This is a genomic window from Otoolea muris (genome assembly GCF_943193115.1).
Classification (GTDB): Bacteria; Bacillota; Clostridia; order Lachnospirales; family Lachnospiraceae; genus Otoolea; species Otoolea muris.
The window spans coordinates 20,894-43,582 of the sequence record NZ_CALPCY010000028.1 but is presented as its reverse complement, the minus strand read 5'-3'; the positions used below and the strand labels follow the sequence as shown (position 1 = coordinate 43,582).

20 protein-coding genes are annotated in these 22,689 nt (G+C 51.2%); 5 read left to right on the top strand and 15 right to left on the bottom strand.

The features are described 5' to 3' along the window. Positions 1-18: 18 nt before the first annotated feature. The 7 genes from NFS31_RS16295 to NFS31_RS16265 all read right to left on the bottom strand — a co-directional run bounded on the left by NFS31_RS16295 (position 19) and on the right by NFS31_RS16265 (position 8,792). The gene (locus NFS31_RS16295; protein ID WP_251497251.1) at positions 19-1,512 is read right to left on the bottom strand and encodes a xylulokinase; all 1,494 of its coding nucleotides are present in this window, start codon (positions 1,510-1,512) and stop codon (positions 19-21) included. Positions 1,513-1,601: 89 nt separating this feature from the next. After that, the gene (locus tag NFS31_RS16290; protein WP_160225981.1) at positions 1,602-2,438 is read right to left on the bottom strand and encodes a class II aldolase; all 837 of its coding nucleotides are present in this window, start codon (positions 2,436-2,438) and stop codon (positions 1,602-1,604) included. A 58-nt stretch (positions 2,439-2,496) separates the two neighbouring features. After that, positions 2,497-3,984 carry an FGGY-family carbohydrate kinase gene (locus NFS31_RS16285; RefSeq protein ID WP_251497248.1) on the bottom strand — a complete coding sequence of 496 codons (1,488 nt, stop codon included), beginning with the start codon at positions 3,982-3,984 and terminating at the stop codon, positions 2,497-2,499. A 15-nt stretch (positions 3,985-3,999) separates the two neighbouring features. Then, positions 4,000-4,980: an ABC transporter permease gene (locus NFS31_RS16280; RefSeq protein ID WP_251497245.1), complete on the bottom strand. Its 981-nt coding sequence runs from the start codon at positions 4,978-4,980 to the stop codon at positions 4,000-4,002. An 18-nt stretch (positions 4,981-4,998) separates the two neighbouring features. After that, the gene (locus NFS31_RS16275) at positions 4,999-6,507 is read right to left on the bottom strand and encodes a sugar ABC transporter ATP-binding protein (RefSeq protein WP_251497242.1); all 1,509 of its coding nucleotides are present in this window, start codon (positions 6,505-6,507) and stop codon (positions 4,999-5,001) included. 63 nt (positions 6,508-6,570) lie between these two features. Continuing rightward, complete coding sequence (locus tag NFS31_RS16270) at positions 6,571-7,632, bottom strand: sugar ABC transporter substrate-binding protein (protein WP_251497240.1); 1,062 nt, start codon at positions 7,630-7,632, stop codon at positions 6,571-6,573. Positions 7,633-8,027: 395 nt separating this feature from the next. Continuing rightward, positions 8,028-8,792 carry a DeoR/GlpR family DNA-binding transcription regulator gene (locus NFS31_RS16265; protein WP_251497238.1) on the bottom strand — a complete coding sequence of 255 codons (765 nt, stop codon included), beginning with the start codon at positions 8,790-8,792 and terminating at the stop codon, positions 8,028-8,030. 306 nt (positions 8,793-9,098) lie between these two features. Between NFS31_RS16265 and NFS31_RS16260 the strand changes: the two genes are divergently transcribed. Both NFS31_RS16260 and NFS31_RS16255 read left to right on the top strand, forming a co-directional pair. Further along, positions 9,099-9,494, top strand: a complete 396-nt coding sequence (locus NFS31_RS16260) for a helix-turn-helix domain-containing protein (RefSeq protein WP_251497236.1) — start codon at positions 9,099-9,101, stop codon at positions 9,492-9,494. 386 nt (positions 9,495-9,880) lie between these two features. Beyond that, a complete protein-coding gene (locus NFS31_RS16255) occupies positions 9,881-10,276 on the top strand; it encodes a helix-turn-helix domain-containing protein (protein ID WP_251497234.1) in 396 nt (131 codons plus the stop codon). Positions 10,277-10,326: 50 nt separating this feature from the next. On the opposite strand, the gene NFS31_RS16250 is transcribed toward NFS31_RS16255, so the two are convergent. Both NFS31_RS16250 and NFS31_RS16245 read right to left on the bottom strand, forming a co-directional pair. Beyond that, positions 10,327-10,923, bottom strand: a complete 597-nt coding sequence (locus NFS31_RS16250) for a metallophosphoesterase family protein (protein WP_251497233.1) — start codon at positions 10,921-10,923, stop codon at positions 10,327-10,329. A 67-nt stretch (positions 10,924-10,990) separates the two neighbouring features. Then, complete coding sequence (locus NFS31_RS16245) at positions 10,991-12,991, bottom strand: BMP family ABC transporter substrate-binding protein (protein WP_251497231.1); 2,001 nt, start codon at positions 12,989-12,991, stop codon at positions 10,991-10,993. 210 nt (positions 12,992-13,201) lie between these two features. Here NFS31_RS16245 and NFS31_RS16240 point away from each other — a divergent pair, with 210 nt between their 5' ends. From NFS31_RS16240 to NFS31_RS16230, 3 genes are all read left to right on the top strand, one after another. Further along, complete coding sequence (locus NFS31_RS16240; protein ID WP_251497228.1) at positions 13,202-14,839, top strand: ABC-F family ATP-binding cassette domain-containing protein; 1,638 nt, start codon at positions 13,202-13,204, stop codon at positions 14,837-14,839. Between the two features lie 109 nt (positions 14,840-14,948). Beyond that, a complete protein-coding gene (locus NFS31_RS16235) occupies positions 14,949-15,218 on the top strand; it encodes a type II toxin-antitoxin system RelB/DinJ family antitoxin (protein WP_251497225.1) in 270 nt (89 codons plus the stop codon). Beyond that, complete coding sequence (locus NFS31_RS16230; RefSeq protein ID WP_251497222.1) at positions 15,199-15,462, top strand: Txe/YoeB family addiction module toxin; 264 nt, start codon at positions 15,199-15,201, stop codon at positions 15,460-15,462. The genes NFS31_RS16235 and NFS31_RS16230 overlap by 20 nt, the downstream gene beginning before the upstream one ends. A gap of 106 nt (positions 15,463-15,568) precedes the next feature. On the opposite strand, the gene NFS31_RS16225 is transcribed toward NFS31_RS16230, so the two are convergent. The 6 genes from NFS31_RS16225 to NFS31_RS16200 are packed head-to-tail and all read right to left on the bottom strand — an operon-like array spanning position 15,569 to position 22,428. Further along, complete coding sequence (locus NFS31_RS16225; protein WP_251497219.1) at positions 15,569-16,678, bottom strand: ABC transporter ATP-binding protein; 1,110 nt, start codon at positions 16,676-16,678, stop codon at positions 15,569-15,571. A gap of 31 nt (positions 16,679-16,709) precedes the next feature. Beyond that, complete coding sequence (locus tag NFS31_RS16220; RefSeq protein WP_251497216.1) at positions 16,710-17,165, bottom strand: DUF6106 family protein; 456 nt, start codon at positions 17,163-17,165, stop codon at positions 16,710-16,712. After that, entirely contained in the window at positions 17,162-19,369 is a 2,208-nt protein-coding gene (locus NFS31_RS16215) for an alpha-galactosidase (RefSeq protein ID WP_251497213.1), read from the bottom strand. The genes NFS31_RS16220 and NFS31_RS16215 overlap by 4 nt, the downstream gene beginning before the upstream one ends. Before the next feature lie 40 nt (positions 19,370-19,409). Further along, positions 19,410-20,243, bottom strand: a complete 834-nt coding sequence (locus tag NFS31_RS16210; RefSeq protein WP_251497210.1) for a carbohydrate ABC transporter permease — start codon at positions 20,241-20,243, stop codon at positions 19,410-19,412. Positions 20,244-20,260: 17 nt separating this feature from the next. After that, positions 20,261-21,160: a carbohydrate ABC transporter permease gene (locus NFS31_RS16205; protein ID WP_251497207.1), complete on the bottom strand. Its 900-nt coding sequence runs from the start codon at positions 21,158-21,160 to the stop codon at positions 20,261-20,263. 17 nt (positions 21,161-21,177) lie between these two features. After that, positions 21,178-22,428: an ABC transporter substrate-binding protein gene (locus tag NFS31_RS16200; protein WP_251497303.1), complete on the bottom strand. Its 1,251-nt coding sequence runs from the start codon at positions 22,426-22,428 to the stop codon at positions 21,178-21,180. Positions 22,429-22,689: the final 261 nt, after the last annotated feature.

The following is a 22,689-nucleotide window of genomic DNA, read 5'->3' as shown; positions in this document are numbered from 1 at the left end:
TTTAGAAGGCCGCCCCGCCTACGCCCTCCCTGTATCAATATATTTCAGCGCCCGGTGAATCCGCAGATATTTCCGATACTTTTCCTCACAAGCCGCCGCCATCTCTTCCTGCGGCTCAAACACCTGATCCACCTTTACCGTCTTTTCCGCAATCCCGGCCGCATCCGCCGGATCGCCGTTCACGCACCGCCAGGCCGCAAGCAGCGCGATTCCGAACGCGGATCCGATCATCCCGTCCATCTTTTCAACGCGGATATTCAGAACATTGGCCATGGTCTGCATCCACATCCCGCTCCGCGCCCCGCCTCCCACTACCTTAACGCTGCCGAAGCGCTTGAGCGGCAATTTCATCTTTTCCGCCAGCTCGCGGAAGGCAAAACACAGCCCTTCCATCACGGCGTAAAGGAGCTCCCCACTTTTTGTCTCGCCCCCCAGCCCGATGAACGCCCCGCGCAGCGTCGGATCCGCGTACAGCGTTTTTTCCCCCATTAAGTGCGGGTAAAATAAAATCTCATTCTCCCTGGCGCTCACCGTGTCCACCAGGCTGTCTACTCTGGAGAAATCCTCGCCCCCGCAGAGCATCCGCACCGCCCATGCAAACGCATTTCCATTTGACTGTACCGCTCCCTGCACCAGATAGGAATACTCTGTATCGTCAAAGGAAAACAGAATCACTTTCCCGCAGTCCTGATCCTGCGGCTTTTCCACCGGCATCATAAGCACTCCGGAAGTTCCCAGTGAGATCACCGGGTAACCGCGGCCCAGGCAGCCGGTGGAAACCGCCGTGGCCGGGTTATCCCCGGTTCCCACCAACACCTGCGTACCCCTGTTCAGCGAAAAGCGGCGCGCTGTCTCCTCTGTCAGGTTTCCGGCCGCGACTGCCGCCCCGCGCACATTCGGGTATGCTTCCTTTGAAAGCCCGATAAGCTTTCGCATCTCCTCTGACCATTTCCGTCCTTCCAGCTCATAGAGGCAGGACGTCGAAGCCTCGCAGTAATCCGTGCCGTATACCCCTGTCAGCCGGTATACCAGATAATCCGGCCCTATCAGGAATTTATGTATCCGTTTGAAATTCTCCGGCTCATGCAGGGCAAGCCAGTACAGGTTTGCGGCAGGGCTTCCGGTCGAAATAATACGCGACAGATACTCGCCCTCCGGAAAATGCTTTATCCTCTCCTTAAGCGCTGGTATCAGATCCTGCGTGCGGGTGTCATTCCACATCATCGCCGGACGGACCGGTTTCCCATCCTCTCCCATCACGACCAGGGTGTGCATCTGCCCCGTTATGCCGATCCCCGCAACGGATGACCTGTCATGGGACTTTAAGATCCGGTTAAGGCCATGTTCCATGCACTCATACCAGCTCTCCGGATCGATCTCCCGCCAGCCCTTATCTGACAGGCGTATCTCATAATCCTCCGAGATCCGGGCCAGCACATTTTTATCCTCATCTATCAGAACGATCTTCATCGAAGACGTTCCGACATCAATTCCCAAAAAAGTCTGTTTCATGCTGCAATCCATCCTTACAACCTGTCACACCTGTCATGCTTATCACGTATATGCTTAAGCCTCTCCTCCATGGCGTCCTGCAAAAAACATTACCGTTCATTGATCATACTCACCAGCTCTTTTGCCTTCTGCCGGACGTTTTCCACAGCTGCAACGCTCAGATGAATCACATCGTGCTCGTTATGGTCTGCCTCATACGCCTCCCCAAAGGTATGGATGAATTCCTTTCTGAGATCCGAGCCGTAATTGATCTTGATGAGCCCGTGCTTTTTAGCCTCCCATATCACTTCCTTCGGAATACCGGAGCCGCCGTGCAGAACGAGCGGAACCGGGCATACTTCATGGATCCTGGCAAGCAGAGGAATGTCTATCTGGGGATTCAGGCACAGCCCGTGTACGTTCCCCACGGACACGGCCAGCACATCACACCCTGTCTGCTCCACAAAATCCGCTACCATATCCGGATCTGTCTTGCAATCGCCCTCATTTACAATATCCTCTTCCTTGCCCTTAAGAGCGCCCAGCTCCACTTCAACCGGAATATTGTAAAAATGACAGTATTCCGCCGCCCTTCGGCTCTCCCTTACATTCTCCTCAAACGGAAGGTGGGACGCGTCGATCATGATGGACGTAAACCCGGCGTCCACGCAGGCTTTCACATCTTCAAACGATTTTCCGTGATCCAGATGGAGGCCGATGGGAATCTCTGAACTGCGGACCGCATCCCTGGCGATCTCCGCGATAATGCGCGGATTGGAAAGACGCAGATTATTGGAAGAGATCTGGATATATCCCGGCAGTCCGGCGTCCATCAGCCCTGCCGCGATGGCATACGTCATCTCCAGATTCGTCGTGTTAAAAGCCGGAAGTACATAATGGTATTTCTTTGCATAAGCCATCAGGTCAAATCCGTTTACCAGTTTCATTTTTTTATTCCTCCTTCATGCATCCCTGACCCGGCGGGCGGGCTGCCTCTAAATTCCCTTATTTAAAATCAAACATCCTCTCATAAAGCTGACGGTATCTGTCAAATTTTTCCATATACCACGCGTGCATGGCCGCATCCGGCCGGTAAACCCGCTTTGTGCGGATTGCCCGCCGTATCCCGTCCTCCAGGGACGGATACGCGCCTGCCGCCGTGGCTGCCATCACCATGCATCCCAGTGTCCCGGCCTCGTCGCATTCCATGGAGGAAACCTCCATATTAAACACATCAGCCCGTATCTGCAGCGTCAGCTCTGACGCCGCGCCCCCGCCCGTGGCGGCAATGCTCTCCATCCTGGTTCCCAGCCGTTTCAGCCGGCCATATGACAGATACATCTGGAACGCAAAGCTCTCCAGCACCGCCCGGTAAATCTCCATCGGCTTTGTGTGGATTGTAAGCCCCGCTATGGTTCCCCTTGCATCCATGGACAAATCCGGGTTCCCGGAAGAACCGAACTGCGGGAGCACCAGCACATCGGTCCTCACCTTTGCCGCCGCTTCGTCCATGACTGCAAAAAAGTTTTTGCCTCCGGCCTCGCAGCGGCTCCTGATTCCCTCAAAAATCCCGTCCCGCGCCCAGTTTTTGAGCGCGCCGCATGTCGTGACCTCCAGGCTCGACAGATATGTTCCGGGAATAATATACGGAATACAGGTAAAATCATTTTCCATCATATACGGCGTCATCATCGGGCCGGGCAGCATCGTAAACATAAATTCGCATGTCCCCATCCCACATTCGCCCCGCTCCATATCCACAAGCCCGCTCCCCAGCGCGGCGCAGGACTGATCATGGCCTCCTGACACCAGCTTAAGCCCCGGATTCAGATGAAGCGCCTCTGCCGCCTCCGGCAAAATCGTCCCAATCACCGCGCACGGCCCCACCGGATCCGACATCTGCTCCCTGCGGATGCCCGCAAAGGAGAGAAGCTCCTCTGACCAGTCCATTTTCCGGATGTCAAACGCCATGCTGCGGGCCGCGCATGTGTAACTGACCTTTCGCTCTCCTGTCAGCTTAAATGTCACGAAATCCTCATAAAACAGGATCGCCGCCGCGCGTTTTACCGCGTCCGTGTTCCGGTTCAGCCACCTGTATTTCGGAAGCCCGTAGAGCTCATTGGGCGGCAGGCCCGTAATCTCAAAGATATTGCGGGCGCCGAACGCGCGGATCACCTCATCTGTCTCCGGGATCCCCCTGACATCCCCGGTGAGCATGGAATTCGTGAGCGCCTCCCCTTTATCGTCCAGGCACGCCACCGACTCCCCGAGACACGTAACCGCCAGCGCCTCGATCGGTTCCGGGCAGGAATCCCCCGCCTCTCTGAGAAGCTTAAAAACCGTGTCAAGAACGGTCTTTGGGTTCAGCTCTCTCCGGCCGTTTTCCCCCAGCTCCGCATACCGGCCTTCGGTCCTAAATACCACGCGGCCCTCTAAATCATATACCAGCAGCTTGCTCCCGCTGGTTCCCACATCAAGTCCTGCAAACGCCATAAAATTCCCTTTTCCCTACTGCCGCTTCGCCCGGCTCTTCCTTGCCACATCGATCACAACCGCGATCAGGATGATGATTCCCTTCAGGACATTCTGCCAGAAGGAATTGATCTCCATCAGGTTCAGTCCATTGGTGATCACGCCGATAATCAGAATACCGATAAATGTGCCTCCCACTGTGCCGACTCCGCCTGACATGCTTGTCCCGCCGATCACGACTGCCGCTATGGCATCCATCTCGAACCCATTTCCCAGCGTCGCCGCCGCGGAACCCAGCCTGGCGCACCATACCAGTCCGCCGATCCCGCACAGAAGGCCGATCAGGATATAGGGAAGCATATTATATTTTTTCACATCCACGCCCGAATACTGGGCCGCTGTCTTATTTCCGCCGATCGCGTAGACATAGTATCCGAAGCGCGTACGGTTTAACAGAAACCACGTTGCGATCAGAATCACCGCCGCATAGACGATAATCACGGAAATCCCCCCGCCCAGGTTCGCATTGCCCAGAGCCGTAAAGCCGTCGTTGCGCACGCGGATTGTAACGCCGCCCGAGATGATCTGCGTAAGCCCCCTTCCGATGCACTGCATTGCCAGCGTAGCCACAAAGGCCGGGACCTGGAAATACGCGATCGCCACTCCGTTAATGGTACCTACCAGAGCGCCCACAGCCAGGCAGGTCAGCACGGCCGCCCACACCGGAGCGCCCATATTGGTTATCATATAAGCCCCAATCACGCCTGTCAGGCCCACCGTTGAACCAACGGAAATATCGATCTCCCCCATCAGGATCGCAAGCAGCATGCCGCAGCTTATGATCGCGTTCACGGAGTTGGATTTCATCAGGTTCAGCATATTCGACGGGGTCATAAATTTCGGCGTTGAAACAGATATAATCCCGACCAGGAGAATCAGGCCGATGATCGTACCGATATTGCTTTTAAAGAAACTGGCCGCTCTGCCGGAAGATTTTGCGGCTTTGGATTTTTCCATTTGTATACCTCCTGAATGTCATTCTCTGTCACCCGTCTCACGGTTTGTTGCAAAGGCCATCATCGTCTCCTGCGTAAAGTCCGTTTCGCTCAGTTCTCCTGTGATCCGCCCCTCGCACATCACATAGCACCGGTTGCACATGTTAATAATCTCCGGGAGCTCTGACGATACCATGATGATCGACGCTCCGCCCGAAGCCAGCTCATCAATAATCGCGTAAATCTCAGCCTTTGATCCCACATCAATCCCTCTTGTCGGCTCGTCGAGAATAATGACCTTCGGCTTTTTGGCCAGCCATTTGCTCAGCACCACCTTCTGCTGGTTTCCGCCGCTTAAATTGCCTGTGAGCTGCTTGGAGGACGTGAGCCGGATGCGGAATTTCTGCCTGTAATCCTCGACCATGGTATCCCACGCCTTAAAATCCACGGAAATCCCCTTCACAAAATCTGACAGACAGACAAGGCCCATGTTAAATTCCACATCATTTTTAAGAATCAGGCCCTCGCCTCTGCGATCCTCAGACACATAGACAATCCCCAGATCGATCGCATCCCTGGGCCTTTTGATGTTTACAGGCGTTCCGTCCAGGAAAATCTCTCCCCCGGCCCTCTGAAACGCCCCGAAAATCGTTTTCATCAGCTCCGTGCGTCTTGCTCCCACCAGCCCGGCAAAGCCGACGATCTCGCCATATCTCGCATAAAAACTAATGTCATTAAAATACTCCGCGTGCTTTAAATGTTTCACCTCAAGGGAAACGCCGCGGATTTCCCGCCGGCTCTTTGTATAATAGCTGGTCAGCTCGCGACCTACCATCATGCGGATCAGCTCGTCTTTATCCGCGCCCTTTGTCTGCACATCCCCGACCATCTTTCCGTCGCGCAGCACCACAATGCGATCCGTGATGGCAAATAATTCCTCCAGCCTGTGTGAGATATAAATGATCCCAACCTTCTTTTCCTGAAGGAGGCGTATAATCCCAAACAGTGTTTCCACCTCGCCCTGGGACAGGGAGGAGGTCGGCTCATCCATAACCACCACGCGCGCCTCTGCTGAAACTGCCTTGATGATCTCCACAAGCTGCTGCATGCCAATCGACAGATCGCCCACCAGTTCGCCGGCGCGCAGGTTTAAATGCAGATCGTCGATCACCTTCTGCGTCTCTTCCTCCATCCGCTTTGCGTCCACCATCCCAAACCGGTCCCTTGGCTCGCGCCCCAGAAATACATTGGCCGCGATCGTGCGCGCGGGAACCATGATGATCTCCTGATGGATGATCCGTATTCCATTTTCCCCCGCCACCGCGGATGAGGTGATGTGCTTCGTCTCCCCGTTTATCCGGATTTCGCCCGAATCCGCCTTGTAAATTCCGCCCAGAATCTTGATAAGCGTTGACTTTCCGGCCCCGTTCTCACCCAGAATCGCGACCGCCTCGCCCCCGCCAACCGAAAGATTTACACCGTTTAACACCACATTCGAGGCAAATGACTTCGTGATATTTTTCATTTCAAGGAGCTTTGCTTCACTCATTTATCCTACCTCATTTTCAAAAAAAATCCGGCCTGGAATGTTCCGGGCCGGACCATACAATTATCAGTCAAGAGCGTCCCATGCATCCAGATCGTAATCGTCAATGTTGCTCGCATCAATGCTGTAGGACTCAATTGCGATATTAAATTCAAACTCCTCGCCCTTTAACGCCTTTACCGCATTCTGAACGCCCAGGTAACCCATATAGGTCGGCCGCTGTGCGGAAGACTGCACCATGGTTCCGTCCTTGATCGCGTGCTTGCCGATCGGCGCGCCGTCCTTGCCGAGAATGTCAATGGAACCGGCCTTTCCGGCTTCCTCCACAGCCTGAACCGCTCCCAGGGCAGAGGTATCGTTGATACAGTAAATCACATCAATATCATCATGAGCCTGAAGCGCGTCCGATACCACATTAAACGCCGCGTCCGTCGCTCCCTCGCCCTCTACAACCTGAACTTCTACAAATGCGTCCGCATTCGATACATTATCCTTAATTCCGGACCAGAAGCCCTCAACATTGATGATACAGGACTCTGCTGTCTGCAGATGAACAATCAGGATATTCGCGCCATCCGGATGATTCTCGGCAACCCACTGGCCTGACAGATAGCCAAGCTGCGTATTGTCAGAAGCGATAATGCCGTCCACCAGCTCATAATCATCCTCTGTGATCACATTGTCCACATTGATTACCTTAACGCCCGCGTCCCGGCAGGTCTGAAGAACCGTATGCGCTCCGGCGGAATCGTACGGTATGTACACCAGCGCGTCGATGCCGCTTGCAATCATATCCTCAATCTGAGACGCCTGCTTCGTCGGATCATTCTGCGGGTCAAAGGAAATCATCTCGCAGCCAAGCTCGTCACAAGCTGTCTGAACACCGGTCTGAACCGCGGTAAAATATTCATTGGTCAGCGTGTACGGTGAAAAGCCAATCGTGTAGCCGCCCTCGGAAGCGGCGTCCTCCTTCACGGCCTCTGTGACAGCTTCCTCCACAGCCGCCTCCGTCTTCACCGCCTCGGTCGGAGCCGGAGCCTGCGTCCCGGCAGGCTTTTCAGAAGAACCGCAAGCCGTCAGAGACAGCGCAAGCATACCGGCCATAGCAACGGACAAAACTTTTTTCATAAAACAATTCCTCCTTTATCTTTGAACGTTTTTTGATTGTACGAACATATTAGCACACTTATTTTTGTACTTCAATCCCATATATATCTAAAATTAACCTGCATTTTTTAGTTATTATGTATAATTAATGTTCGTTTTTATTTTTCTTTGTGTTTGATTATGTTTGATTTTAGGGGAATTTTCTTTGTTTTTCAGATTTAATCCGGTTTTTATGTTCGTTTAGCTTTATTTTATTATTTTTTCAATGATTGCTTTAAGTTATGCATACAGAAAAATTTATCATACATGTTAGCCGGTTGTGCGCATAAAAAGGCCATAACGCAGCGCTTCCTGTAACCGGAAGCGTTTGTTATGGCCTTATTTACAGACAATATGATATCGGGCCGCCGAAACGGTTACGCAAAGATTACTCTTGTATTATATTTTTTCATAAGGTTATTGCCCTCCTCATCAAGGCCCTGATCCGTGATCACGCCGTCCACCTGTGAGAGGGAGGCAAAGCCGTTTAAGTCATATGTATTAAATTTTGTGGAATCAGCCAGCAGATATACGCGCTTTGCCACGGAAAAAAGAGAGCTCTTAAAGCGGGCCTCCGGTGAATAGCCGTCGTAAAGGCGTCCGTCCGTGCCAATCGCCGCAGCCCCGATGAAGGCTGTATCGAGCTGATATTTGCGGATCTGTTCCTCCGCCACCGGGCCGGAGCTGCAGTTTGTGATCCGGATCATTTCTCCGCCCAGCATGATCACCGATACATTATCATACTGGAGCGCTTCTTCCGCTACTTTTAAATGGTTGGTCACAATCACAGCGCGTAAACCCTTGTCCAGGTAATTCAGCATAATCCGCGTCGTGGACCCTGCGTCAATAAAGATGCGCTGCCCGCCGCGGATCAGCGATGCGGCCATCGCCGCAATCCGCTCCTTGCTCGCTTTGTTGGAAATACGCTTTTCATCAAATGACGTCATGCGCACCACGGTCTGATTTACCATCAGAGCTCCGCCGTGCGTGCGCGTGATATTATACTGCTGCGCCAGAAAATTCAAATCACGCCGAATCGTCATCTCAGACGCGCCAAACTGCCGCGCCAGATCCTTCACATCCACTCTGTGGTATCTCTGAATCAGCTCCAAAATGGCCAGGCAGCGTTCATTCTTGTTCATGTGGTGTTCCTCTTTCCTGTTCGTCTTCCGGACAATTTTCATATCATGATTATATGCCATTTTTCTGGTAAATACAAGGACAAGGGCAGTAATTGGCTGCCTGGTACAGCCTTGCAAAAATAACGGCGATTATCAGGCGCTTAATATCCGGGTATCTGTGAAATCGTGTACTGGTACAATCTTTTACACGGATTATATGTATTAATTAATATTTTTACATCAATTTAATTGTATTTTGCTACAATCCTTTTCATGTATGATACAGTATTTTACAACAATTAAATGTAGCAAAGGAGGTGTGCGGACATGCAAAATTCAGGTTTTGATAAATTCATAGTCGGCGAACGTCTCAAGATTCTTCGGGAACGCGAGGATATCACACAGGGACAATTAGCCCAGCTTCTCAAGATAACGCAGCAGACCTATTCCCGTTATGAAACCGCTAAAGCCACTTTGCCGCTGCTCCATCTTTACACCCTGTCGCAGTATTATAAAGTCAGCTCCGATTATATTCTGGGAACCATTTCGCACCCGAATATACCGCCGCAGCTTTCAGAGCGATTTATCCAGCACATTACGGTGGGAGATTTTGTCTGTCTTATTTCGGCCTTCTCGAAAAAGTCGAAGCGGCACCTCATCGATTATGTGAATTATCTTTCCTATCAGGAGCAGATTGAAAAGAAAGAACTATCTAAAGATTAACGAATTTTACACTTGAGCGAGATTAACGGTTGCCTGTGCAATCGTCACTCGGCCCATCAGGTCCGGTCAGGCTTTCTGATGGGTCTTTTTCTGTCTGTCCTTTGCGCCGTTTTATGTAAGGTATACACTTCTCCGTTAATGTGGCAATATCAACAAGGCTGCTCACAATAATTAGGAACTGTCCTTAAAATCCAGCCATACCGAAACATATCATTCAGAGATTCACCGGCGTCCTTCCCGCGATCACCCCCCTGCCATTCTATACGCCAAAATTATTGTATTCTGAAAAATTTTTACATCAATCTACCCATATTTGGATACAATCTTTTATATGTATGATAGATTATTTTACTATAATTATGTGTAATTTCAGGAGGTGTGCGGCCATGAAAAATCCCGGGCTTGATAGGAAAATCATCAGCGAGCGTCTGAAAACGCTTCGGGAACGCGAAGGAATCACGCAGGAACAGTTAGCCCAGGTTCTCTGCACAACACAGCAGATCTATTCCCGTTATGAAACTGCCAAAGCGGACCTGCCGCTTCATCATCTATATACGCTGACCCAATATTACAATGTCAGTTCTGACTATATTCTGGGAAACATCTCATATCCGAAACTCCCGCCGGAGCTCTCGGAGCGCTTTATCCAGCATATTACGGCAGGAGATTTCCTCTGCCGCGTCTCATCCTTTTCCAGAAAATCAAAACGGCGCCTGATTGATTATGTGAATTACCTCTCCTATCGGGAGCAGCTTGTAAAAAAAGAACAACAGGAACTATAAGCAGACGGCCCGGAGCGTGTCAGAAAAATCAGACATGCTCCGGGCCTTATCTACTTCTCATATTCAATCGTATGCCGCTCATACGCATTAATCACCCTTGTCTTTCCATACAGATCCTCCCTCCGGAACATGGAACCATACGTCGCATGAACATGGCCGTGTATGAAATAATCCGGGTTGTAGCGTTCCATCAGCTTATTAAAAGCCGTAAACCCCACATGCGGCAGATCCGTTCCGTCGTGAAAGCCAAAAGCAGGCGAGTGCGCAACCAATATGTCAAATCCCCTGTGTATCGCGATTTTGGGCCACAGCCTGGCCGCCCGCCAGTTCATCTCCGCCTGCGTATACTGATGCGCCCCGTTCTTGTAGCGCATGGAGCCGCCCAGGCCCATGATGCGGATCCCCTCATGGGTGTAAATCGTATCTTCAATGCAGACGCAGCCGTCGGGCGGCGTCTGTGCATAGCAGCCGTCGTGATTGCCGTGCACATAGAGAACCGGCGCATGGGTGAAGGTGGCCAAAAAGGATAAATACTGCGGCGCCAGATCCCCGCAGGATATGATGAGATCAATCCCCTTCAGCTTTGATTTGTCAAAATAATCCCACAACCCCTTTGATTCCTGATCAGCAAGCGCAAGTATTTTCATGTCCGTTCATCCCTGAAATTCCCCCGTTTTTCAACAGTCCAGACAACCTCCGAACTGTCACTCCTTTTTATACCGCATCTTCCGGCTTCCTTATCCCCTGCAGGCGCACCACGGCCTGGGCCGCCCCGGTCAGGGAGTCAAAATCCGGGATTTCCCCGACCACATTTTCAGCCAGCCAGTCCATTGTGATAATCTCCTCCGGTGAAAGCGCCCGGTTCTCATCTTTCTGCACGATCCCGGTCTGCGAATAGAGCAGGCCGGAGAATGGGTGGAAGGTTCCTGTCTCAATCCCGCGCCGGACGAATTCCACCAGACGTTTCGTTGCATAGGACAGGTTCTGTGTGTAAATGAGATCCACCATCCCTGCGGAAAGCCCCCACCAGTAGTTTAAAGCCTTTGCATCCGATACGTCGCCGCTGTTCCATGAGCCGGCCATGATGCTCTCAATGATTTTCTCATAAAAACGTCCCCAGTTCCACAGCGGAGTAGCCGCGTTAAAGGGCGTCTGTCCGCCGGCCTCCTCCGTCTCCCCGGACGCCTTCCTCTCCGCTGTTTCTTTGATCTCCGGGCCGAACCCAAAGCCGCTGTCAAACCGGTACAGCCCATACCGCCTGGAGGCGTAGCGCGGTACGATCATATCCTGATGGGATAAATAGGAGATCTGATTTTCCCGGAAATAATCAGTTATATCTATGCCGTCCTTTTTCGTAGACCATCTCAGATACACCTTCGCCCTTGGGTTGACCATGCGCGCCCCCAGGGCGAACGCGTTAATATTCGCCGTTGTCCCATATATCGGGTAATCTGCAATATATCCGATCCGGTTATTGTCAGCCAGCGCCCCGGCGATCATCCCGCACAGGAATTTCGCCTCATACATCCGCCCGTAATAGCTCCTGATATTGTGGTGCGATGTGTTGAGCGAGCAGTTTAAGACTTTCACATTCGGATACTCCCTGGCCATTTTGATGCTGGCGGAAATAAATTCGGGCGTTGTGGTGAAAATAATCGTGCATCCGTTGTCGATCGAGCGCTGAATCGCATTCTGCGCGTCTTCGCCCGGCGTAATATTTTCATAGGAAAATGTTTCCACCCGATCCCCAAACACCTCCGCCACATGGCGCTGACCCAGCTCATGGGCATACGTCCAGCTCGACAGCTCCGCGTTTTTGGAATGGATAAACGCAATCTTTGTCTGCTTCGCGGACGGTGGAAGCAGGATATCAATCAGCTTCTTCTTAGGCGCGGCCGGGACGGGATCCATAACCAGTTCCACGGTCTTATGTTCCTTCAGACGGGCAAATTCATCCCAGCTCTTTGCGATATTTTCCTTCACTTTTGAGCCGGGATCCTCTTTCAGCGAATCGTATCCATAGATTTCAATATAGGCGAGCAGCGCGTCCCCGGCCTCGATCGGCAGCCTCTGCCCGCCCTTCGCCTTATAGTTTGTGGAAAATTTCACATATGCGGCGGAAAAATCCTGCCGCATCTCCTCACTCCAGGGCGCGGCCGCATTTCCCGCCACAGCGGCTGACAGCGCGGGGTAGCCGCCCCTGCGGCTGAATAATATATAATTGACGCCTGACAGGCGGTGAAAATTCATATACTCATAGTAAATCTGGTTATCTTCATCCAGCGTTCTACGGGGAACCAGGCGGGTCACAATACCAGGGATCGTCGGCGATCCAAAATATTTTAAAACACTGACGCGTTTATTCCCCTCCATAATATAGAAGCGCCCCATAAACTCGCAGGCCGTAACCGGCGTGTGGATCCCTTCCTCCAGATGCGACTTGCAGAGTTCAATCCATTTTGAGGCAAACTCGGACTGCACATCCAGGAGGGGCATATAATTCGGCGCAAAAGCGCCGCGCCGCCCGATGTTCCTTGTCCCGGCGATCAGCTCCGCAGGGATCTGCTGAAGTCCCAAATCCACCTCTGATATAATATCCACATGGGAAATCGTCTCGTCCAGCGCCTGAAGATAAGGGTAAACACCTTTCATCAGATTCCGCTGATACGCTTTGCGGCCCAGCCGGCAGGCTTTTGTATAATCTTCAAAGGACATAACACACCTCCATTTTAAAGCATCATGCACGGATCAAAGAACCAAAATCCCTGATCCATAACAGAGTATAGCACAAAAGGGACTAAAATACAGTATTTTTATGAAAAGAACACTTGCAAAATCAGGAATTTCCTGTAAAATAGAAAAGACGAGGGCAGCAGACAAAGGGGGGCGAAAGGCAGCCTCTTTTTTTTAAGGAAAGGAACGGAAATGATTAGTACAAGTAATGTGACGCTACGCGTAGGCAAAAAAGCACTCTTTGAGGATGTCAGCATTAAATTTACAGAGGGCAATTGTTATGGTATGATCGGGGCAAACGGCGCAGGGAAATCGACGTTTCTTAAGATCCTGTCAGGTCAGCTTGAGCCGACCAACGGCGAAGTGGTTATCTCCCAGGGCCAGCGCCTTTCCTTCCTGCAGCAGGACCATTTTAAGTATGACGCTTTTCCGGTTCTGGATACGGTCATCATGGGAAATGCCAGACTTTACGAGATCATGAAGGAAAAAGACGCCATTTATATGAAAGAGGATTTCTCCGAGGAGGACGGCATCAAGGCCGCTGAGCTGGAAGGCGAATTTGCCACCATGAACGGCTGGGAGGCCGAATCCGACGCGGCCAGCCTCTTAAACGGCCTTGGCATCGATACAGAACTTCACGGCAGGCAGATGAGCGAATTAAACGGTTCGCAGAAGGTAAAGGTGCTTCTCGCGCAGGCCCTGTTCGGCAACCCCGACATCCTGCTCCTCGACGAGCCTACCAACCATCTGGATCTGGACGCCATTGCATGGCTCGAAGAATTCCTTATCAATTTTGAAAACACGGTGATTGTGGTATCCCATGACCGTTATTTCTTAAACAAAGTCTGCACCCATATCGCAGACATTGATTACGGCAAAATCCAGCTCTACGCCGGCAACTACGATTTCTGGTATGAATCCAGCCAGCTCATGATCCGGCAGATGAAGGAAGCCAATAAAAAGAAAGAGGAAAAGATTAAGGAGCTGCAGGAATTCATCCAGCGCTTCTCCGCCAACGCCTCAAAGTCCAAGCAGGCGACCTCCAGAAAGAGGGCGCTTGAAAAAATCGAGCTGGATGAGATCAAGCCCTCCAGCCGGAAATACCCCTATATCGATTTCCGGCCTGACCGCGAGATCGGAAACGAGGTTCTCACTGTGGAAAACCTCTCCAAGACCATCGACGGCGTAAAGGTCTTAGACAACATCTCCTTTATCCTTGGACGGCAGGACAAAGTGGCCCTCGTCGGCCCCAACGAGCAGGCCAAGACCGTGCTCTTCAAGATCCTCTCCGGCGAGATGGAGCCGGACGAGGGCAGCTACAAATGGGGGCTCACGACCTCCCAGGCGTATTTCCCCAAGGACAACAGCGCCGAATTCGACAATGACGATATCATCGTGGACTGGCTGACCCAGTATTCCCCGGTCAAGGACGTGACCTATGTACGCGGCTTCCTGGGCCGGATGCTTTTCGCAGGCGAGGACGGGGTGAAAAAAGTGCGCGTCCTGTCCGGAGGCGAGAAGGTCCGCTGCATGTTCTCCAAGATGATGATCTCCGGGGCCAATGTGCTCATGTTTGACGAGCCCACGGATCACCTTGACATGGAATCCATCACCGCGCTCAACAACGGCCTTATCAAGTTCCCGGGCGTGATCCTGTTCTCCTCGCGCGATCACCAGATCGTCGAGACGACCGCCAACCGGATCATGGAGATTGTAAACGGGAAGCTGATCGATAAGATAACGACCTATGATGAGTATCTCGCCAGCGACGAGATGGCGAGAAAGCGCCAGGTATTTACCGTGACGGAGAGCCAGCAGGAGGATAACTGAGGCTGAGAAGGACAGGACATAATAACAAATTCCCCTGATTTTTGTGTATTGTATTTACATCTTACGAATTTCATGCTGCCATTATCCGTAAAGAAAGGAACGCTCACATATGGCAAATTTAAATATCCGTGTCGATGACACGCTAAAGCAGCAGGCAGAGCTGATTTTTTCCGATATCGGCATCAGCCTATCAGCCGCAACGACTATATTTTTAAAACAAGTCGTACGCTGTAATGGCATCCCATTTGAGCTCCGCGCGGATCCCTTCTATTCTGCTGAAAATCAAGAGCGCCTGTTAGCGGCAAAAATACGCATGGAACACGGAGACGGTACGATCCATGAACTGATTGAGGCAGAAGATGATCAAAGTATGGGATGATTTTGCCTGGGAGGATTATTTATATTGGCAGTCACAAGATAAAGAGACACTCAAACGCGTCAATCAGCTATTGCACGATATTGACAGAAACGGGTATTCAGGTATTGGAAAACCTGAAGCATTAAAAGGAAATCTACATGGCTACTGGAGCCGCCGAATCGACGATACGAACCGCCTGATATACCGCATTGTTGACAATAGAATCGAAATCCTGCAATGCCGCAGCCATTATCGCCAAAAATAGCGCCAACAGCCGCCGCAGGGAACGGATCCCATCCCCGTTCCCTGCGGCGGCTTTCACATACACGAGCGCTTTCCTTTTACCCGCGTCTCATTTTCTATAATAAAACTTAATTCGTAATCGTCACTTCCGTCTCTTTATCAAAGACATGGATCTTATCCGCATTCAGTGCAAAATCAACCGTATCATTCGCCCGGATCGGCGTAGCGGAAGACACCTTTGCCGTCATCTGCGTCCCATTCACATCAAAGTACAGGCAGACCTCCGCGCCCAGAAGCTCATACACATTCACGGTTCCGCGGATCACAGCCTTATTCGCAAAGTTCGCCTCCGCGCTGTCATTTACATCCTCAGGACGAATCCCCATGATCACTTCCTTGCCGCTGTAGCCGCCGTCGATAAGCTTTTTCGCGCGCTCCGGATTCAGTTTAATACGTGTCCCGCCAACAGTCAGGAATACGTCATTGCCCTGCGCCTGGCAGATGGCATTTAAGAAGTTCATCTGCGGGGAACCGATAAAGCCGGCCACAAAGAGATTTCCGGGCCTGTTGTACAGGTTCTGCGGCGTATCGATCTGCTGCACAATACCGTCCTTCATAACCACGATCCGGGTTCCCAGGGTCATCGCCTCGGTCTGGTCATGTGTTACATAGATAATCGTCGCGCCCAGGCGCTGATGCAGCTTGGAGATCTCGGTTCTCATCTGCACGCGCAGCTTGGCATCCAGGTTAGAGAGCGGCTCATCCATGAGGAATACCTTGGGATTGCGGACAATGGCGCGGCCCATGGCTACGCGCTGTCTCTGGCCGCCGGACAAAGCCTTGGGCTTGCGGTCCAGGAGCTTCTCCAGATCCAGGATCTTGGCGGCGTCGCGCACCATACGGTCAATCTCATCCTTGGGAACCTTGCGCAGCTTCAGTCCAAAGGCCATGTTGTCATATACAGTCATATGCGGATAAAGGGCGTAATTCTGGAATACCATGGCGATATCCCTGTCCTTGGACTCCACATCATTCATCAGTACGCCGTCAATCTTAAACTCTCCGGAGGAGATGTCCTCCAGTCCGGCCACCATACGCAGCGTAGTTGACTTGCCGCACCCGGACGGGCCTACGAAAATGATAAACTCCTTATCCGCGATCTCTAAGTTAAAATCCGTCACAGCCTTATAGCCGTTGGGATACTGTTTGCATATATTTTTTAAAGATAAGCTTGCCATAATCATATCCTCCTGTTTTTAATTTATTATTCTACGCCTTCCTGTACAGACGAAGATCCTGCAGAAATTCCTCGTTTGGTTCAATATATACCAGGCGGTTTCCGGTCCGGAGCGTGTAAACATCCGCCTTTTCCCAGCCGGAAGAAAAATCCGATACCCGGCATCCGTCCTCCGTAAGCTTTCCCTCCCGGACATACTGGATGTCCTTGCGGTCACAGTGGAAGACGTCCTTTCTCTTCTCCTTGCGGATGATTTTGGAAATCGTAAAATCACCGTTTACATACACATATTCATATTCCAGCTTCCAGCTCCGGAACAGGAAAAACTCCACAATCCCCAGCACGATTGCCGGCAGCAGCAGGAATGCGTAAAACAGCACGGCGTCAGCCAGAAGCACGATCAGCAGTGAAACCAGCACGGCCTTTAAAAGCCGTTTTTTTGCGGGCATCACATAGGGGATAATCCATTCCAGTACGACATCATTCATGATTGACCTCCCGTCTCCCCTACATAAAACTGAACCGCCTCATACTCAAGCAGGCTTCCCGGAACCGGAATCCCGGCGCTCATCAAAAGCCGCCCGGAAAAGAGGCCCGGCATGCCGCTCACCGTATAGCGCGCCTCTGGCTTAAGCCCTTTAAGCTTCAGATAGCGCTGCGCGTCATTCGCTTCCTTATCCGTCAGCACCAGGCTTACCAGGGACCGGCTGCGATCCTTTGACACATGCTGCCACGCCGTATATTCATGGAACGCAAACGGGTTGGTCAGTCTGTAATAATCGCCTTTTGCTATCAAAGGATAAAAGTTCTTATAATCCTCAATCTGCTTCCTGCAGATTTCCTTCTCCTCCGTCGTCAGTTTTGTGGAATCAAGCTCATAGCCCAGGATACCGTCCATTGCCGTGACGCCCCTTGTCGTGATGGGAACCGTCCGGCCCGTCTGATGGTTCGGGCACACGGAAACATGCGATTCCATGGACGAAATCGGGTAGGCAAAGGATGTTCCGTACTGAATCTTCAGCCTGCAGATGGCGTCCGTATTATCGCTGCACCAGATCTGCGGCTGATAGTAAAGCATTCCCGGGTCAAACCGCCCGCCGCCGCCGCTGCAGCCGCAGAACAGGATGTCCGGATGCGTCAGGATAATCCGATCCATCAGGTAATACAGCCCCAGAATATAGCGGTGGTAAATCTCCCCCTGCTTTTCCTTCTCCTCAATCGAGGACCAGGATTCCGTGATGAAACGGTTCATATCCCATTTCACATACTCAATCTTCGTTTCATCCAGAATCGTATTAATGGAAGAAATAATATAATCACATACGTCTTTTCTTGATAAATCCAGGACGAGCTGATAACGTCCCCTGGCGAGCGGACGCTTCGGCGTCTGCAGGCACCAGTCCGGGTGCTGCCTGTACAAATCGCTGTCCTCAGACACCATCTCCGGTTCTATCCACAGGCCGAACTGAAGGCCCATCCTGTGGATCTCCTCCGAAAGGCCCTTAAGCCCTCTCTTTAACTTTGCCCGGTTCACGGTCCAGTCGCCCAGGCTGGAGCAGTCGTCGTCGCGCTTGCCAAACCAGCCGTCGTCCAGGACAAAGAGCTCCACGCCCATATCCACAGCCTCCCTGGCGATATGGAGAAGCTTATCGTCGTCAAAATCAAAGTACGCCGCTTCCCAACTGTTTATCACAATCGGCCGGACCGCATCCGCAAAGGAGCTTCGGCAGAGATTTTCCCGGTATGCGTTGTGGTAAAGCTGAGAGAGCTTTGTAAGGCCCTGGCCGGAATAGGCAAGCGCTGCCTCCGGCGCCTCAAAATACTCGCCTGACTTCAATTGATACGAAAAATGCTTGGAATGAATACCCATATTGATCCGGGTCTGATCATACTGATCCTTTTCCACCTTGCAGACAAAATTGCCGCTGTAAATAAACGAAAAACCATAGCACCTTCCGAAATCCTCATTCGCACCGTGGTCGCACAGGATCGCGAACGGATTATGCTGATGGCTGGACGCGCCGCGAAAGCTTCCTATGGTCTGCATCCCATAGGAGATGGGGATTCTTGTCACTTCGCGTTCCATGGTGTGGCGCCCGTCCAGATGGATGAAATCGTAATCCGAATCCATAAAATCCATGGTCATGGACATCACGCGGTTTAAGTACACCGTTTCCGGATTTTCATTGACAACTCTGGTGCTTCTCGTGATAATATCCTTTTCCTCAAACACACTGTACCTGAGAATCACTGTGAGCAGAGTCGCTTCGTCCTGAAGGCGGATCTCCAGCGAATCCACTGTATCCCCCTCTGTCCCAAACAGAGACGGCATCCCCTCCAGTTTATATTTGCCGGAATAAATCCGGTGTCCCTTAACCTTACCAACAAAGCCATAGCTGCCGTCCGCATTTTTAACCTCAATGCTCCCGGAGCGATAGTCGCAGTTTCCGTCTGTGGAAAATTCCTGCGGAAGGAAGTCAAGAGAAAAGGTTCTGTCATTTCCCGCTTCATTCGGACAGGGAGAAAATCCCCTGTCCTGGAGCTTCAGCAGATAGCTCAGATCCTCATCCTCAATCCTGTCACCGTAATATAAGTGCAGCAAATAGCCGTATTCGCTCACCTTCATCTGATATGTGCTGTTCTTTGTCTGTAAGGTAAAGGTTTTTTTGCTCTCATCATATCTGATCGACATCTCTCAAATTCCTCCGCAGTTCTCTGTCTTTTGTTAAGGTTTATTTGCCTCCCGTCGTTGCAACGCCTTCAATAAACTGTCTCTGGAAGATCATGTACAGCACAACCATGGGAATCATGGCCATCAGGGAACCGGCCATCATTACCGGGAAGTTGGTGCTGAACTGTCCGCGCAGGGTCGCAAGTCCGGAGGACAGGGTCATCATCTTTAAATCTGTATTGACAATCAGCGGCCACATCAAATCGCCGTAAGCGAATACCGCCGTAAAAATCGCCAGGGCCGCCATAGAGGACGTGGTTAAGGGCACCATAACCTTTGTAAAGGTCTGCCACTGGTTACATCCGTCCAGATGCGCCGCCTCAGATATCTCATCCGGGATTCCCAGATAAGCCTGGCGCAGGAAAAACGTTCCGAACGCACTGACAATACCGGGGAAGACCAGGGCAAACACCGTATTCGTAAGTCCCAGCTTGGCAAGCATCTGATACTGCGGCGTGATAAAAATCTGGGACGGCAGCATCATCTGAATCAGCACAATGCTGAACAATACGTTTTTGCCCTTAAAATTCAGCTTGGCAAACGCATAGCCCGCCATGGAGCTGAAACCAACCGCACACACCACGCGCCAGAATATCAGAAGGATGGTATTTTTATAAAGCGCGCCAAAGGGAAGGCTGGCCATCGCTTCTTTAAAGTTGCTTACGTTCCACTGATGCGGCAGAATATCCGGAGGAATCTGCATACTCTCGGAAACGGTCTTAAAGCTTGTCAAAAACATCCAGACAAAGGGGAAAATCATAATGATGGAACCGATGATAAAAAATGCATATGTCCCGATTGTCCTGGTCCGTCTTGCCTGTTCTAATGATTTCATGGTTTTCCTCCTTTCTTTTATACCTCGTAATTGACCCATTTCTTCTGGCCCCAGAACTGAATCACCGTCACAAGTCCGATCAGGGCTACGGTCCAGATAACGACAGCGGATCCAAAACCGCGGTTGCCGGTTACAAACGATTCACGGTAGAATAAGTACATCAGCGACTGGGCGCTTGTTAAGGCCGGGTTCGATTCCTCAACCATCATGTAAATCAGGTCGTATACCTTTATGGAAGACATCAGGCGCATGATTAATACCACGAACAGCGTCGGGGAAACCATGGGCAGGGTAATCATGCGGAACTGCTGCCACTTCGTCGCGCCGTCTAAGCTGGCCGCCTCGTAGTAGGACTTGGAGATATTCTGAAGCCCTGCCAGAAGAAGAACCGCGTCGTAACCAATCGCGCTCCAGATAGCGATGATTGCACATGTAATCATAATTACATTCGGATCCGTTACCCAGTTAATCTTGTGCGCCAGCAGCGTATTAATGATACCATATTCTGTGTTAAACATCCACTTCCAAACCATGGCCACCGCCGCCGGGGCCACAACCATGGGCAGGAAGAATATCGCGCGGAACGCGGTTCTTCCCTTAATCTTGGCGTTCAGCATAACCGCCACGGCCAGCGCCAGGAAAATTCCCACCGGCACGGTCAGAATACAGAAATAAATCGTATTCCAGTTCGCCCTCCAGAACTCCGGGCTCTGGAACATCTTGATATAGTTCTGAACGCCCCGCAGCTCGTAAAGCCCAAAGGGTTTTGTCTTTGAAAAGCTCAGAATCAGTGTATTTAAAAACGGATACAGGTTTAACACGATCAGACCAATGATGGTCGGCGCAACCATAATGTATCCCCACATGCTCTCGTCGCGGGCATGCTTACTTGCCATACTTGTGCCTGTATTTGCCATACCGCATACCTTCCTTTCTAATCATCGTCGCCAGCCGTGTTGATAGCCTCCTGTATCACGGAAAGGCCCTCGTCAACGGTGTACGTGCCGGCATAAATCTTAAGCAGCGCGTCCGTAACCTGCGTCTTCCATACAGGGCGGTGCGCATTGTTGACGCTCTGCACCGCATAGTCGAACATATCGACAAACTTTCCGACATCCAGCACATAGTCAAACTGATCAAATACCTTTACCCAGGTCTCCTCAAGCCCTTCATACGCCGGGATCGCTGCGCCGGATTCGCCCTGAATCCTCTGTCCCTCTTCAGAACCCATGAATTTGAGGACATCCTTAACAATCTCCAGATTCTTGCCCGCAGCGCTTGTGGCATAGCACAGGCCGTTGGAAATCGTGGCCCGGCCGTCTCCGCTTGCCGGATCCGGGCATTTCGGGAGAACCGCGACATCCCACTTTCCGGCCATCTCCGGATAGTTCTTCATCTCATTGAGCACATTCCAGTTACCCTCGAAAAACATTGCGCCCTGCTCTGAGAAAAACGCGGTTCCGGGAGACGTCTCCGCAAAGTAATTCTGATCCGGGCACCAGTCATAGCTCTGAAGCCCTATGTAAAACTTCATTGCATCAATGGTCGGCTGCTGGTCAAAACCGCCCCGTTCCTTATCCTCTGTCAGAATGCACCCCCCCTTCTGGTACACAAAGTTCCAGTAGCCGAGCTGATCGTCGCCGTAAGCCATATATCCGTACTTTCCGGTGGCGTCATAAATCTTCTGAGAGGCCTCTGTCAAGTCATCCCACGTCCACTCCTCGTTGGGATAATCAACACCCGCAGCGTCAAACATCTCTTTATTATAAACCAGCCCGACTGTATCCTTATCCTTGGGAACGCCGTAATATCTGCCGTCGCTTCCCTGAATATTGCCCAGCGAAGTCTCGGAAAAATGATCCGTATAATACGTCTTGCTCTCATCATCATACAGATCCGTCAAATCCGCCAGTTTTCCATAGTCCGCATACTTTAAAATCTCATTCGTATGCATCCAGAAAATATCCGGCATCTGATTGCTGATAGCCGAAGCCTCAAGCTTCGTCCAATACTCGCTCCAGCTTGTAACCTGCACTTCAATCACAACATCCGGATTTTTCGCTGTATACGCGTCGCATACCTGCTGCATTCCGTCGCGCTGAGCCACATCCCAAATCTGGAATGTCAGGTGGGTTTTCCCATCCATCGATGTCCCGCTGCTGCACGCTGTCAAACCAAGCGCCATGCCTGCTGACAGCGAAATTACAGCTGCTTTTTTTAAAGCTTTCACAAAACGCCCTCCTTAATTTTATGGATTTTTTCTATGTGACATTTTTATCAATGTCTTAAGGTACAAAACATCAAATATCACAAAAAAGGTGGTAAAAAGCTGTTCCACATTGGCCAATTGTGGTTAAATTTAGGGATATTTTATGTAATACCCCTTGATTTATTTAGGATTATATCAATATTGACGAATCAGGTATATATATCTAATGTGCCTCCA

Bases quoted from the DNA above. Each gene is read 5' to 3' on its own strand.
- NFS31_RS16295 (WP_251497251.1), bottom strand. From the start codon at position 1,512: ATGAAACAGACTTTTTTGGGAATTGATGTCGGAACGTCTTCGATGAAG.
- NFS31_RS16290 (WP_160225981.1), bottom strand. From the start codon at position 2,438: ATGAAACTGGTAAACGGATTTGACCTGATGGCTTATGCAAAGAAATAC.
- NFS31_RS16285 (WP_251497248.1), bottom strand. From the start codon at position 3,984: ATGGCGTTTGCAGGACTTGATGTGGGAACCAGCGGGAGCAAGCTGCTG.
- NFS31_RS16280 (WP_251497245.1), bottom strand. From the start codon at position 4,980: ATGGAAAAATCCAAAGCCGCAAAATCTTCCGGCAGAGCGGCCAGTTTC.
- NFS31_RS16275 (WP_251497242.1), bottom strand. From the start codon at position 6,507: ATGAGTGAAGCAAAGCTCCTTGAAATGAAAAATATCACGAAGTCATTT.
- NFS31_RS16270 (WP_251497240.1), bottom strand. From the start codon at position 7,632: ATGAAAAAAGTTTTGTCCGTTGCTATGGCCGGTATGCTTGCGCTGTCT.
- NFS31_RS16265 (WP_251497238.1), bottom strand. From the start codon at position 8,792: ATGAACAAGAATGAACGCTGCCTGGCCATTTTGGAGCTGATTCAGAGA.
- NFS31_RS16260 (WP_251497236.1), top strand. From the start codon at position 9,099: ATGCAAAATTCAGGTTTTGATAAATTCATAGTCGGCGAACGTCTCAAG.
- NFS31_RS16255 (WP_251497234.1), top strand. From the start codon at position 9,881: ATGAAAAATCCCGGGCTTGATAGGAAAATCATCAGCGAGCGTCTGAAA.
- NFS31_RS16250 (WP_251497233.1), bottom strand. From the start codon at position 10,923: ATGAAAATACTTGCGCTTGCTGATCAGGAATCAAAGGGGTTGTGGGAT.
- NFS31_RS16245 (WP_251497231.1), bottom strand. From the start codon at position 12,991: ATGTCCTTTGAAGATTATACAAAAGCCTGCCGGCTGGGCCGCAAAGCG.
- NFS31_RS16240 (WP_251497228.1), top strand. From the start codon at position 13,202: ATGATTAGTACAAGTAATGTGACGCTACGCGTAGGCAAAAAAGCACTC.
- NFS31_RS16235 (WP_251497225.1), top strand. From the start codon at position 14,949: ATGGCAAATTTAAATATCCGTGTCGATGACACGCTAAAGCAGCAGGCA.
- NFS31_RS16230 (WP_251497222.1), top strand. From the start codon at position 15,199: ATGATCAAAGTATGGGATGATTTTGCCTGGGAGGATTATTTATATTGG.
- NFS31_RS16225 (WP_251497219.1), bottom strand. From the start codon at position 16,678: ATGGCAAGCTTATCTTTAAAAAATATATGCAAACAGTATCCCAACGGC.
- NFS31_RS16220 (WP_251497216.1), bottom strand. From the start codon at position 17,165: ATGAATGATGTCGTACTGGAATGGATTATCCCCTATGTGATGCCCGCA.
- NFS31_RS16215 (WP_251497213.1), bottom strand. From the start codon at position 19,369: ATGTCGATCAGATATGATGAGAGCAAAAAAACCTTTACCTTACAGACA.
- NFS31_RS16210 (WP_251497210.1), bottom strand. From the start codon at position 20,243: ATGAAATCATTAGAACAGGCAAGACGGACCAGGACAATCGGGACATAT.
- NFS31_RS16205 (WP_251497207.1), bottom strand. From the start codon at position 21,160: ATGGCAAATACAGGCACAAGTATGGCAAGTAAGCATGCCCGCGACGAG.
- NFS31_RS16200 (WP_251497303.1), bottom strand. From the start codon at position 22,428: ATGGCGCTTGGTTTGACAGCGTGCAGCAGCGGGACATCGATGGATGGG.